At 59.2% G+C, this 13,574-nt stretch carries 9 protein-coding genes; 7 read left to right on the top strand and 2 right to left on the bottom strand.

All coding sequences use genetic code 11. The features are described 5' to 3' along the window. Nucleotides 1–66: 66 nt before the first annotated feature. From nikR to ABIQ96_RS22670, 7 genes are all read left to right on the top strand, one after another. Nucleotides 67–543 (top strand): nickel-responsive transcriptional regulator NikR, encoded by a 477-nt coding sequence (nikR, locus tag ABIQ96_RS22640; protein ID WP_348216925.1) that lies wholly within the window; start codon nt 67–69, stop codon nt 541–543. A 19-nt stretch (nt 544–562) separates the two neighbouring features. Continuing rightward, a complete protein-coding gene (locus tag ABIQ96_RS22645) occupies nt 563–1,279 on the top strand; it encodes an urea amidolyase associated protein UAAP1 (RefSeq protein WP_348216926.1) in 717 nt (238 codons plus the stop codon). After that, entirely contained in the window at nt 1,279–1,908 is a 630-nt protein-coding gene (locus tag ABIQ96_RS22650; RefSeq protein WP_348216927.1) for an urea amidolyase associated protein UAAP2, read from the top strand. Before ABIQ96_RS22645 ends, ABIQ96_RS22650 begins: the two co-directional genes overlap by 1 nt. Nucleotides 1,909–1,983: 75 nt before the next feature. After that, nucleotides 1,984–5,550, top strand: coding sequence for an urea carboxylase (uca, locus tag ABIQ96_RS22655; RefSeq protein ID WP_348216928.1), 3,567 nt, complete (start codon nt 1,984–1,986; stop codon nt 5,548–5,550). A 31-nt stretch (nt 5,551–5,581) separates the two neighbouring features. Beyond that, a complete protein-coding gene (gene atzF / locus ABIQ96_RS22660; RefSeq protein ID WP_348216929.1) occupies nt 5,582–7,306 on the top strand; it encodes an allophanate hydrolase in 1,725 nt (574 codons plus the stop codon). A gap of 66 nt (nt 7,307–7,372) precedes the next feature. Continuing rightward, a complete protein-coding gene (locus ABIQ96_RS22665; protein WP_348216930.1) occupies nt 7,373–8,407 on the top strand; it encodes an L-threonylcarbamoyladenylate synthase in 1,035 nt (344 codons plus the stop codon). A 5-nt stretch (nt 8,408–8,412) separates the two neighbouring features. Further along, nucleotides 8,413–12,225: a glycoside hydrolase family 2 TIM barrel-domain containing protein gene (locus ABIQ96_RS22670; protein ID WP_348216931.1), complete on the top strand. Its 3,813-nt coding sequence runs from the start codon at nt 8,413–8,415 to the stop codon at nt 12,223–12,225. Nucleotides 12,226–12,227: 2 nt separating this feature from the next. Here the strand turns inward: ABIQ96_RS22670 and ABIQ96_RS22675 are convergent, their stop codons facing one another. Further along, entirely contained in the window at nt 12,228–13,091 is an 864-nt protein-coding gene (locus tag ABIQ96_RS22675; protein WP_348216932.1) for a S1C family serine protease, read from the bottom strand. Between the two features lie 58 nt (nt 13,092–13,149). Further along, entirely contained in the window at nt 13,150–13,545 is a 396-nt protein-coding gene (locus tag ABIQ96_RS22680; protein WP_348216933.1) for a hypothetical protein, read from the bottom strand. Nucleotides 13,546–13,574: the final 29 nt, after the last annotated feature.

A 13,574-nucleotide genomic window follows, 5' to 3' on the forward strand; every position in this document is an offset into this window, starting at 1 on the left:
CAATTTTATCATACGAATCCCGAGAAAAGCTTATACTTCCGGGCGTCCGACTGCTAAACCAAGTGCATGGAAGACGCCCGCACCAAGTCAGAACCCACCGCGCATCGGGTGACCATCTCGATCCCGGATGCCCTGCACCGCCAGTTCGAGGAACTGATGACCGAGCGCGGTTTCGTGAACCGCTCGCAAGCGATCGCCGAGGTGCTCACCCAGCACATCGCCGACTACTACAGCCTCAAGGGCAACACGCTCATGGCCGGCACCATCACTCTCTTTTACGATCACAAGAGGCCGGGCATCAAACAACAGATCTCTGACATCCAACACGAGCACATCCGCGAGGTGATCAGCTCGCTGCACGTTCTTTTGCAAAACACCTGCACCATGGAAGTCATCCTCGTCCAAGGTCCGTCCAAACGGCTCCGCCAGATCGCCAACCGCCTGTTAGCCGTCAAAGGCGTCATGGCCGGACGGCTCAATCTCACCCGCACGCTTCTCCCTCAGATTCAAACCGAAGCGGAGGATGAGAAAGCAGCTTCCTGAAATTGATCTTTAGCAAATCATGACTCCCCTTTTCTCCAGAACCCTCCACGGCGCCGGCATGTGGTCCGCCGTCATTTCACGCGGCAAACGCCTGCGCCTCACCGATGTCGATGGCGGCGCGAACGTCGGCATGATGCTCTACAACGCCCTCGAACGCACCGAGCGATACAACATGCCGGACACGTTGAAGGGCCAGCACATTTTCTACCTCCGTGCCCCCTACTGTCTGCACTCGGACATGGGCCGCCTGCTCGCATCCATCACCGCCGATTCCGTCGGCTGGCATGACACCGTCTGCGGCCACTCCGACGCCGCGCGCGTTCTCGCGAAATACGGCGAGAATAACTATCAGAAATCCCGCAACGACTGGAACCGCAACGGCCGCGACTGCTTCCTCATCGAACTCGCGAAATGGGGACTCGGGAAAAAGGACCTCATTCCCAACCTCAACTGGTTCAGCAAGGTCGTCTCCGATGACGACGGTCACCTTTCCTTCGTCCCTGGAAATTCCAAACCCGGCGATTCCATCGAACTGCGGTTCGAGATCGACACGCTCGTTGTGCTCAACACCTGCGAGCACCCGCTTGATCCGGAAACCACCTATCAGCATCGCCACGTGAAACTGGAAGTCTTCGCCGGAGATCCGCCGGCCAACGATGATCCCTCGCTCACCATCCGCCCGGAAAACCTCCGCGCGTGGGAGAACAACGAAAACTATCACACCCTCCGCTTCTGATGACTGAAAGCACACTCCAACCCGAGACCGCCGTGTTCCGAGAAGTCATTCCAGCCGGCGACTGGTGGGTCCATGAAATCAAGAAGGGCCAGACCCTGCGCATCCTCGACCTCGAGGGAAACCAGGCTGCCGACACCCTCTTCTTCAGCGCCGCCGATCCCACCGAACGCTACAGCGCGGACCGCACCATCCAGGAGCAAGCCGCGCTCTACCTGACTACAGGCACCAAGCTCATGAGCACGGAAGGCAACGCGCTGCTCACCATCACCGCCGACACCTGCGGTCGCCATGACACGCTCGGCGGTGCCTGTTCCCGCGAGTCGAACACCATGCGCTACGCCCACGACAAGGAGTGCATGCACGCCTGCCGCGACAGCTTCATCCGCGGTGCGCAGGAGTGGAACATCGAGCTAACCAAGCGCGACCTCGGGCCCAATATCAACTTCTTCATGAACGTCCCCGTCACTCCCGACGGACAGCTCAGCTTCGCCGACGGGATTTCGGCGCCGGGACGATACGTCGAAATGATCGCGGAAATGGACGTGGTTTGCCTCATTTCAAACTGCCCCCAACTCAACAATCCCTGCAACGGTTGGAATCCGACTCCGGTGGAGGTGCTGATTTTCTAACCGGAGCGCGGAATTTATTCCGCGCGAATTCATTCATCCCCTATCCGCGCGAAATAAATTTCGCGCTCCAATTCCATGAAAATCCTCATCGCCAACCGGGGCGAAATCGCCGCCCGCGCCATCCGCACTTTCAAGAAGCTCGGCTACGGCAGCATCGCCGTTTACTCGGATCCCGACTCCGGCGCGCCCCACGTCGATCTCGCTGACGAAGCCCATCGTCTCGGACCCGGCCCTGTTTCCGAAAGCTATCTTCTCAAGGACAAGCTGCTGGAAATCGCCAAAAGCTCGGGCGCGAACGCCGTCTTCTCCGGCTACGGACTGCTCAGCGAAAACACGGACTTCGCCCGCATGTGCGAGGACGCCGGAGTCAAATGGATGGGGCCAACCCCCGAGCAAATCATCGCCTTCGGCCTGAAACACGAAGCCCGCCGCCTCGCCGGAGAAGCGGGAGTGCCGCTGGTTCCCGGAACCGGTCTGTTGGAAAATGTCGATGCGGCGATCATCGCCGCGAAGGAAATCGGCTATCCGGTCATGTTGAAAAGCACCGCCGGTGGTGGCGGCATCGGGATGAAAGTCTGCCGCGATGAAGCGGAATTGCAGCGCGAATACGAAAGCGTCGTCCGCTTGAGCGAACGGAGCTTCGGATCGGGCAGCGTGTTCATCGAGCGCTTCATCCAGCGTGGCCGCCACGTCGAGGTGCAGATTTTCGGCGATGGCAAAGGAAAAGTGTTAGCCCTCGGCGAACGCGATTGCTCGGTGCAGCGCCGCAACCAGAAGGTCTTCGAGGAAACGCCCGCGCCCGGTCTATCCGATGAAACCCGCACCGCCCTGCACACCGCCGCGGTGAAACTGGGAGAAAGCGTGAACTACCGCTCCGCAGGAACCGTCGAGTTCATCTACGACGCCGACCGCGACGATTTCTTCTTCCTCGAAGTGAACACCCGCCTGCAAGTCGAGCACGGCATCACGGAAATGGTCACCGGCCTCGACATCGTCGAGTGGATGGTGCGCCTCGCCCTGGACAAAGATTGGGAAATGCCCGCCACCTCCCCAACGCCGCAAGGCTGCGCGATCCAGGCGCGGGTTTACGCTGAGGATCCGAACCACAATTTCCGCCCGAGCTGCGGACTGCTCACCGAAGCGAGTTTCCCGGAGTGGACGCGCTGCGACGGTTGGATCGAACCGGGCACCGAAGTCAGTCCGTTTTACGATCCACTGTTAGCCAAAGTGATGGTGCACGCGGAGAACCGCGAAGCCGCGGTCGCGAAAATTGAAAAAGCACTGGAGGAAACGAAAATCTCCGGCATCGAGACCAACCTCCGTTACCTGCGGGACATCACCCGCTGGGCACCTTACCTCAAAGGCGGGGTCGCCATGCGCGACATGGCGGAGTTCATCTACAAGCCTAACACCATCGACGTCGTCTCCGCCGGAACGATGACTACGGTGCAGGATTGGCCGGGCCGTGTCGGCTATTGGGAAGTCGGCGTACCACCGTGCGGCCCCTTCGATTCGTTGTCACTCCGTCTCGCGAACCGCCTCGTCGGAAATGCGGAAGGAACCGCCGGATTGGAAATCACGATGACCGGACCGACGCTTCGTTTCAACTCCGCGACGACCATCGCGGTGGCGGGAGCTTCCGCGTTGATGATGAAAAACGGCGAGCCGGTCGCCATGAATGAAGCGATCGCCATTCAAGCCGGTGACGTTTTGAAAATCGGCAGGTTCGAAGGTGCCGGAGCACGTGCTTATTTCGCTGTGGCGGGCGGGATCGATTCGCCGGAGTATCTCGGGAGTTGCTCGACGTTTACGTTAGGGAAATTCGGCGGACCGTTCGGAAGGGCGCTGCTGCCCGGGGATGTGCTAGGCATAAGGGGCGGGGACGTCTCGTCCCCGCAAAAAGGGACGAGACGTCCCTTCCCCCTATCCAACGAATGGAAAATCGCAGTCCTCTACGGCCCGCACGGTTCTCCCGATTTCTTCCTTGATGAAGACATTGACACCTTCTTCGCCACCCAATGGGAAGTCCACTACAACTCTGCTAGAACCGGCGTCCGGCTCATCGGTCCCAAACCGAAATGGGCGCGCACCGACGGTGGCGAGGCGGGGCTGCATCCATCCAACCTGCACGACAACGCCTACGCCATCGGCGCGGTGGATTTCACCGGCGACATGCCGGTCATCCTCGGCCCCGACGGCCCAAGCCTCGGCGGATTCGTCTGCCCGGTTGTCGTCGTGGACGCGGAGCTGTGGAAGCTCGGCCAACTTCGGCCCGGCGACCGCATCCAGTTCGTTCCCGTGGACGAGGCGTGGGCGCGCGATCGCCAGATCGAAGTCTCACAATTTCTAGCAGGAGAACTTCCGGCACTCTCCGATCCACAGGAAACCGGACGCGGCTCCTGCTTCATCGACTCGTTCGGCGAAGGCGACGGCTCGGTGGTGGTGAGACGCGCGGGTGATCGCTATTTCCTCATCGAGTTCGGACCTCACCATCTGGATTTGAAACTCCGGTTCAAGGTCCATGTCGTTCATGAGTGGCTCAAGGAACAAGGCATCGCGGGCATCATCGACCTGACACCCGGCATCCGCTCGCTACAGGTCCACTTCGATCCGAGCGTGATCGGGCGCTGCGATCTGTGGGAAAAAATCAAGGAAGGCATCACCACCTTGCCGCCGCTGGAGCAAATCGAAGTTCCCACGCGGATCGTCCACCTGCCGCTAAGTTGGGAAGACCCGAGCACGCTCGAAGCCATCCGCCGCTACATGCAAAGCGTGCGGCCCGACGCGCCGTGGTGCCCGAGCAATTTGGAATTCATCCGCCGCATCAACGGCCTCTCATCCATCGACGAAGTCTATCAGATTTTCTTTAGCGCGTCCTATCTCGTCATGGGCCTCGGCGATGTCTATCTCGGCGCGCCCGTGGCGACGCCGCTCGATCCGCGTCACCGGATGGTCACGACGAAATACAACCCGGCTCGGACCTGGACGCCGGAGAACGCCGTCGGCATCGGCGGCGCGTATCTCTGCATTTATGGAATGGAAGGCCCGGGCGGCTATCAGTTCACCGGCCGGACAATCCCGGTCTGGAACCGCTGGCGGAAAACGGAAGATTTCGAAAAGCCGTGGTTGCTTCGGTTCTTCGACCAACTCCGTTTCTATCCGGTGAGCGCCGAGGAATTGTTGCGTCTGCGCGAGGAAGTCCCGCGCGGCCGACACAAGCTGGACATCGAGGAGAAGGTATTCCGGTTTTCCGACTACGAGGCATTTCTTGCGGAAAACTCCGGGGAAATCGACGCGTTCCAGACCAAGCAGCGAGCGGCCTTCGAGGCAGAGCGGAAACGCTGGGAAGAAGCCGGATTGTCGATGGATTCGCCGACGGAAGCCGTAGTCGAGGAAGACACGGTGGTGATCCCCGACGGCTGCACGACGATGGACAGCCCGGTCACCGGCAGCGTTTGGAAAATCGAGGTCACGGCTGGCATGAGGATCGCTTCCGGAGCCAACGCGTTGATCCTGGAAGCGATGAAAATGGAAGTCCCGCTGGAAGCCGAGGAAGACATCGAGATTATCGAAGTCCTCGTCGCCGAAGGCGCAAGCGTGAGGGCCGGGCAGGCATTGGTCATCGTGAAGCCCCAATCATGATGCTGACGAAGCCAAGAACCGGAGCGCCCCTATGAAAATCCAAGACATCAAATCCCGCTACGCCGATGGACTCACTCCGTCAAAGCTGATCGACGAACTTTACCAAAAAATCATCGACTGGAACGATCCCGCGATTTTCATCCACCTGCCGGAAAAATCGGTTCTTCTAACCATGGCGGCGGAAGTTGAAGCGATGCCGAAGGATCTTCCGCTGTGGGGAATCCCGTTCGTAGTGAAGGACAACATTGATGTCGGTGGTTGGCCAACGACTTCAGGCTGCCCGGAATATGCTTATGTTCCAACCGAAGACGCGGAGGTCGTCAGGCTGCTGCGGGCTGCGGGGGCGATTCCGATCGCGAAGGCGAACCTCGATCAGTTCGCAACCGGCCTCGTCGGCACACGATCACCCTACGGAGTTGCTAGAAATGCGATCGACGCGGAATTCCTTCCCGGCGGCTCCAGCTCCGGCAGCGCGTCTTCCGTCGCGGCGGGGCTGTGTGCCTTTTCGTTAGGAACCGACACCGCGGGCTCGGGCAGGGTTCCGGCGGCATTCCAGGAATTGATTGGCTGGAAACCGACACGCGGTCTTTTGAGCAATCGCGGTCTGGTCCCGGCGTGCAAATCGCTGGACTGCATTTCCGTTTTCGCGAACAGCGCGGCGGATGCGCTGTTAGTTTCCGGAGTCGTTTCGGTTTACGATGCGGCGGATGTTTTTTCCAGCAAGGTGAAGCCCGCGGGTTTCATCGGCGGCAGTTTCCGTTTCGGTGTTCCGAAAGCCCTCGATTTTGCCGGAGATTCTGACACGCCGGGGCTTTATGCCGGAGCGGTGGAGCGGATGAAGTCGCTCGGCGGCACGGCGGTGGAGATCGACCTAACACCCTTCACCGAAGCCGCCAAGTTGCTCTACGAAGGACCGTGGGTTGCGGAACGCTGGGCGGCGGTCGGTGATTTCGTCGAGAAACACCTCGAAGCGATTTTCCCGGTAACAAAGAAAATCCTCGAAGACTCGAAAGGCTGGGACGCGGCCGCGACCTTCCAAGCGCAATACAAACTGCGCGAGTTCGCCCGGCAAGCGGAAGGCGTTTGGGAAAAAATCGACGTGCTTTTATTACCCACGACACCGCGCCTCTACACCGTCGAGGAGAATCTAGCAGACCCATTTGTCACGAACGCGACTCTCGGGCGATACACGAATTTCATGAACCTGCTGGACCTGTCCGCCGTCGCCATGCCCGCCGGGCGCGCAAGGGACGGACGCGCTCCATGGGGCGTCACTCTCGCGGCCCCGGCCGGCTGGGATGCAGTGTTGCTGGAGTTCGCCGGAAAATTCTGTGGCGAAACCATCGCCCCACTTCCATCGCGGAAGATTCCGTTGCTCGTCTGCGGCGCGCACCTCGAAGGCCTGGCGCTGCATTGGCAACTCGCGGATCGCGGAGCTGTTCTACGGGAAAAAACGCGGACGGCACCGGTTTACCGGATGTATGCGATGCCAGCGATTGGTGCGATTCCCCCGCGTCCGGCCTTGATGCGGGACGATTCCAACGGCGCGGCAATCGAAGTGGAAGTCTGGGAATTGGAACCCGCGGCATTCGGCGATCTCGTTTCAAAAATCCCCGGACCGCTCGGAATCGGCAAGGTTTTGCTCGAAAGCGGCGGGGAAGTTCCCGGTTTCATCGCGGAGCCGAGAGCCACGGATGGTGCTGAGGAAATCACTTCATTCGGTGGATGGAAGGCCTGGCTGGCGTCCAGAGCGTAAAATCCTCCCCTTTTTTCGGTAAAATAGGGATTCGCCAGACGCAATCAGCTCTGCCAAAACCGGGCCGTGTCCGAGACCCGAATTGTCCAAGTTGCCGATGACGAAATGAAAAATGCCGTGAGCGAGGCCTGTGCCTTGTTGCGTGCTGGCGAGATCGTCGCCCTGCCTACCGAAACTGTTTACGGGCTCGGGGCGGATGCGCTGAATCCCGAGGCGGTTGCGAAGGTTTTCGCGGCGAAGGAGCGGCCGTCATTCGATCCGCTCATCGTCCACATCGCGTCGCGCGGGGATTTGAAAAACGTGGCCATCGTGCCGGATGACATCGCGGAGACGGTGAACAAGCTGACCGCCGCATTCTGGCCGGGGCCGCTAACCATCATCTTGCCGAAGCATCCCGATGTGCCGGATCTTGTGACAAGCGGACTTCCGACGGTCGCAGTTAGACAAAGCGCGCATCCGGTTTTCCGGGCGATCGGCAAGGAACTCGGTCGTCCGATCGCCGCACCGAGCGCGAACCGTTTCGGCAGGATATCGCCGACTTCCGCGTCCGCCGTGATGAAAGAACTCGGCGGCCGGATCCCGTTGATCGTCGATGCCGGCGCGTGCAGCGAGGGCGTGGAGAGCACCATCATTTCCATCGAACCGCGTAAAGGAAAGAAGCCGATTTTCCGACTTCATCGCGCCGGACCGATCACCAAGGAGCAGCTTCAGGATTTCGGCAGGGTGGAAAAGGTCAGGGAAATCAAATGCGACGCACCACAGGCTCCAGGTCAGTTAGAAAGCCACTATGCTCCGCTGACACCGTTGATTCTATTGGAAAAACCGGAGGATTTCGTTCCTGAGGAAGGCAAGAAATACGGCCTGCTCAGCTACACCGGCGACGACGACAGCCCTTACGTTACCATGCATGACTGGGAAACCATCGAGTCGCTCAGCCCGGGCAGCGGCAAGCTGGCGGAAGCGGCGATCCGGCTGTTTTTTGTCATGCGACTTCTTGACGAGGCGGGACTCGACGCGATCATGGCGGAACCCGTCAGCGAGACCGGACTTGGCGTGGCCATCATGGATCGTCTCCGCCGGGCATCGATCAATTTTAAATAACCTGTATGAAAATCCAACTGCTAGCCCTCGCGCTCGCCACCACCGCGTTCGCCCAACAACCGGATTGGGAGAACCAAGCCGTTTTCCGGATCAACAAGGAGACGCCGCGATCGACGTCGATGCCGTTTCCGAGCAAAGAGAACGCCCAAACCAAAGGGCGTTTGGAATCCCCCTGGTGCCAACTGCTCAACGGCAATTGGAAATTCAATCATGTGGGCAATCCACCCGCCAAGCCCAACGGATTTGAAGCCCCTTCGTTCGATGACTCCGCGTGGAAGGAAATCCCGGTGCCTTCGAACTGGCAGATGCAGGGCTACGGGATTCCGCTTTACACGAACATCACCTATCCGTTCGCCAAGAATCCACCGACCGTGATGGGCGAACCGCCGCAGCATTTCACCAATTTCCCGATCGAAAACCGCAACCAGGTCGGATCCTACCGGCACAAGTTCACCATTCCCGAAAATTGGAAGGGGCGGCAGACGTTTATCGTCTTCGGTGCGGTGGATTCCGCATTCTATCTTTGGATCAACGGCAAGAAAGTCGGCTACTCGCAGGATTCGCGGACGCCCGCCGAATTCGACATCACACCCTATCTCCAGGATGGCGAAAACCTGTTAGCGGCGGAGGTCTATCAATACTCGGACGGTTCCTACCTTGAGGACCAGGACATGTTCCGGATGTCCGGCATTTTCCGCGACGTCTATCTTTGGTCGGCGGACACCCTCGACCTCAAGGATTTCTGGATCAAGGCGGGCTTGGCCGATGATTACAAAACGGGAACTCTTGGTTTCTCGGCGAAGATCGCCAACCATGGCTCCACGGAATCGACGGCCACCGCAACCCTGACGATCCAATCACCTAACGGAAGCATGATCGCAGTGCCTCCGGTCACGGTGAAAATCCCAGCCAACCAATCCGCCGACGGCGAGGTGAAACTCGATGCCATTCCGGATGTCATGGCATGGTCTGCGGAAATCCCCAACCTCTACTCCTACGAGATCACCCTAACTGATTCCGCCGGCAAGGAAATCGCCCATCACGCCGGCAAGACCGGTTTCCGCCGCTCGGAAATCAAGAACGGGCAGTTGCTCCACAACGGCCAGCCGATCCTGATCAAGGGAGTCAACCGCCACGACCACAATCCGACCACCGGTCACTATCTCACCCGCGACAACATCCGCGCCGATCTGCTGCAGATGAAACGGGCCAACATCAACACGGTGCGGACCTCGCACTATCCGAATGATCCCGCTCTGGTGGAACTCTGCGACGAACTTGGATTTTATGTCATCGCTGAGGCGAACATCGAATCCCACGGCATGGGCTACAAGGAACAATCCCTTGCGAAAGACCCCACATGGTTTGAGGCGCACCTCGACCGCATCCGCAATCTAATCGAGCGCGACAAGAACCATCCCTGCATCCTGATGTGGTCGATGGGCAACGAGGCCGGTGACGGAGAGAATTTCGTCAAGGCCTCCATGTGGATCCGCCAACGCGATCCGTCCCGCCCGATTCACTATGAACAGGCCGCCCATGGCGACCATGCGGATGTCTATTCGCCGATGTATGAGACGATTCAGGATTGCGAGAAATACTGCCGATCAGAAGAGAAGAAGCCGTTGGACAAACAACGCCCCCTCATCCAGTGCGAATACAGCCATGCCATGGGAAACTCCACCGGAAACCTGAGCGACTACTGGGAACTCATCCGCAAGGAACGCCTGCTCCAGGGAGGTTCGATCTGGGATTGGAAGGATCAGGGAATCATGAGCAAAAAGCACAAGAGCGCCGACCTTGAGGACCGTTCAGGAAACGGCAACAAGCTTCGTCTGCTAGGCTCGCTATCGACCGACGAGGGACTCTACGGCGGAAGCGTGGCGGTGGAAAAATCCGACAAGCTCGACCTCACCGGAAACCTGACGCTGGTCGCCGAGGCCCGCCTCAACAACCCCGGATTCAGCCAAGGCGGGCAGCCGCTGATTTCGAAGGGCGACACTTCCTACAGTTTGAAACTCACGGAAAATGGCGATCTCGAATTCTTCATCTACGCGTCCGGACAGTGGAACAACGTCGCGGCGAAACTTCCGGCCGATGCCGCGTCCAAATTCCATACCTACGCCGGAGTCTATGATGGGGCGGCACTCACGCTTTACATCGACGGCAAATCCGCCGCCAGCAAGCCATGCTCCGCGCAGGTTTCCAAAAACGACTTCGAGCTGGCATTCGGCATCGACACGGAGGAAACGGCGCGCCGTTTCAATGGTTCGATCCGCCGTGCCGCGGTCTATCCGAAAGCTCTGACCGCCGAGCAACTGGCCGGCAACGCGCTCGACGCGAAGGACTCGGTGGTGATGCTGGACTTTGCCAAGGATGCGGAAAAGCCCAAGACCCAGCGTTTTCTGGCCTATGGCGGTGATTTCAACGACCGCCCGACCGACGTGTCGTTCTGCTGCAACGGAATTGTTTCGGCCACGCTTTCCCCATCTCCACAGTTCGACGAGGTGAAGAAGGTCTATCAGGATATTCATACGATGCCGGTGGATGTCACCACGCCAACGGTTAAAATCAAAATCCAGAACGAATACTTTTTCCGCAGCATCAATCCGGTCAACGCGTCTTGGAAACTGATGGAAGATGGCATCGCCGTCGGCGAAGGAAAACTGACACTACCCGAGATCGCCCCCCAACAGTCCGCCGTTCTCGATGTCGCGACCAACTGCACTCCCAAGCCGGGCAGCGAATATTTCTTCCGGGTCCGCTACGACCTAACTGAAGAGAACGCCTGGAATCCTGCGGGAATGCCCGTCGCCTGGGATGAAATTCCGCTGCCGTGGGGCAAACGCACCCCGGTGAATCCAACCGCCAGCGACAAGCCCGCCAGTTTCACGGAAAACGACTCCGCCATCACACTCAATGCCCCGGATGTCGTCGTGACCATCGACAAGAAGCGCGGCTACATCAGCTCTATCAAGTCCAAGGATCAGGAATGGCTTCAGTCACCACTGGGTCTCAATTTCTGGCGGCCGACGACTAACAACGATGAGGGAGCCAAGCTCAATCACCTGCTCAAGGTCTGGCAGTACGCCGGTGCGAGGGCGACAGCCACCAAAGCCAGCGTGACCCAGGAAGGCAACGACGTCGTCGTCACCGCCGAACTCGCCATTCCGGCCAATCAAAGCACGGCCACTATCCGCTACCGCTTCACCGGCAACGGCCAGCTCTCCATCGACACGGAGTTCCGTCCCGGCAAGGGATTGCCGACCATTCCACGGATCGGCTATCAGTTCGAGACTTCCAGCCGGACTCCGGTTTGGAAATGGTATGGCAACGGTCCGCACGAGAATTACACCGATCGCAAGACCGGCTCATGGACGACGATTCACGAAGGCAGCATCCCCGCGTTGTTTTACCGTTATATCGATCCGCAGGAATCCGGAAACCGCACCGGCATCCGCTGGGCCATGCTTTCCAGCCCCGCGGGCGGCAGCAACCTCCGCGTCGATGCCACCGGCGAAAGCCTGTTGGAAATGAGCTGCTATCCGTGTACGGCGACCGACATCACGTTGGCCATGCACTCCGGGGAAATCCCGCCCCGCGATTTTTACACCATCAATCTGGACCACGTGCAATCCGGCCTTGGCGGAACCAATTCATGGGGCGCGCTTGCCTTGCCGAAGTATCAAATCCCAGCAGATAAGAACTACCATTGGTCGTTCCTCATGTCGCTTGGGGAAACACCCGCACTGCCGACCACCAAATCACCGGCCCTGCCACCCGGGATGCCACCGATTGAGCCACCAACAGGGCGCTGAAGTCAGGGATCCCGCGGTTTCGTCGGGGTGAGTGTGAGTTCAAGTTGCTCGGCATTCCTGAGCAGCTTGACCCGCACCGGTTGTCCGGGGACGAGGTAAAAGAACGCGTTGGCGGCATCGGCATATTCCGTCACTTCCCGATTCCCGATACTCAGAATCACGTCGTTGACCCGGGCTCCGGCCGCAGCGGCGGGAGAGTCCGGCAAAATCCGGCTGATCTGAGGCAGTTGGGAGTCCGCACGCAGGGCGAGCCCCAGCCAGCCGCGGACGACTTTGCCACTGCCGCACAAGTCCGTCCGCACGCGATGCACAGCCTCGGCAGGAATCGCGTAACCGGAGTTCGCCGCTCCCGCACTTTGGAAAAAGATACCAACCACCCGCCCGGAATCATCCACCAGCGGTGTTCCCGGCGGCGGAATGGCCCGACTGAAACTGACGCGCAACAAGGCCAGCGGCAAAATTTTTCCACCCACCTGCTTCACCCAACCGGTCGTGCGGCATTTGAAGGCTCCGCCGGGTTCCACCGTCCTGAGCGCCGCACTTGCGTTCGCTCCGACCTCATCGCTCCATTCGATCTGCTTTGGCCGCTCGCTTCCCTCCACTTTAAGAAACTCAAGGCGCGATACCGGGTCATGGCCGATCACCTTGACCGGGATCATTCGGTTCCCCACCTGAAGTTTGGGGTTCATCGGATCCGCTCCCACAGCGACAACGACCACCAGGATTGAGCCATCATCCACGGGAACAGCGGTCGAATCCACGGCGATGCCATTGGCGGTAGCGGGAAAATTGACCTGCCAGCGCGGCGTGATGGCAACGGGCTGGGCAAAGCCCGCAAACGTGCAAGCGCCATAAAAACAAAGCATTCGAACCGACCACCGTCGGCGCGGGCATTCCAGATCCACCATTTGAGGCTCGCTGGAATTAGAATACCTGTTCGCCCGCGCTACCTTGAGTCGAAGGACTCAGGTCCAGTTGGTTGAGTTGCTCAACCTGGGGCGGTGCCGGAGCCGGCACGACTTGGTAATTCACCGGGGTCACCGGGGTTCCCTCCTTCACGACATCCCGTGGGGTGAGGAAAAACGCAACGGTCAGAGTGGCGTAGGCCAATCCAGCGCCATAAGCCCATTTGGAAGGTCCAAGATCGGAGAACCACTCGGAAGCGCGTCCAACGAAACTCATGAGTCCCGACTTTTTCACGGCTTGCTCACGCTGGCTCTGATGGAATTCGCACAGAAAACCCTGCCAGTAGCCCTCCTCAGGACGCTCGTCGCGCTTGAGGGCTAGCAGGTTTCCGATTTGTTCGACCGTTGGTTTCACTGCGATTGATAATTAGGATTTATAAAATA

Source organism: Luteolibacter sp., from assembly GCF_039920825.1.
Classification (GTDB): domain Bacteria; phylum Verrucomicrobiota; class Verrucomicrobiia; order Verrucomicrobiales; family Akkermansiaceae; genus Luteolibacter.

What these genes read in the sequence shown, in the direction of transcription:
- ABIQ96_RS22675 (WP_348216932.1), bottom strand. Translation starts at nt 13,091, where the DNA reads ATGCTTTGTTTTTATGGCGCTTGCACGTTTGCGGGCTTTGCCCAGCCC.
- nikR (WP_348216925.1), top strand. Translation starts at nt 67, where the DNA reads ATGGAAGACGCCCGCACCAAGTCAGAACCCACCGCGCATCGGGTGACC.
- ABIQ96_RS22650 (WP_348216927.1), top strand. Translation starts at nt 1,279, where the DNA reads ATGACTGAAAGCACACTCCAACCCGAGACCGCCGTGTTCCGAGAAGTC.
- ABIQ96_RS22645 (WP_348216926.1), top strand. Translation starts at nt 563, where the DNA reads ATGACTCCCCTTTTCTCCAGAACCCTCCACGGCGCCGGCATGTGGTCC.
- uca (WP_348216928.1), top strand. Translation starts at nt 1,984, where the DNA reads ATGAAAATCCTCATCGCCAACCGGGGCGAAATCGCCGCCCGCGCCATC.
- atzF (WP_348216929.1), top strand. Translation starts at nt 5,582, where the DNA reads ATGAAAATCCAAGACATCAAATCCCGCTACGCCGATGGACTCACTCCG.
- ABIQ96_RS22670 (WP_348216931.1), top strand. Translation starts at nt 8,413, where the DNA reads ATGAAAATCCAACTGCTAGCCCTCGCGCTCGCCACCACCGCGTTCGCC.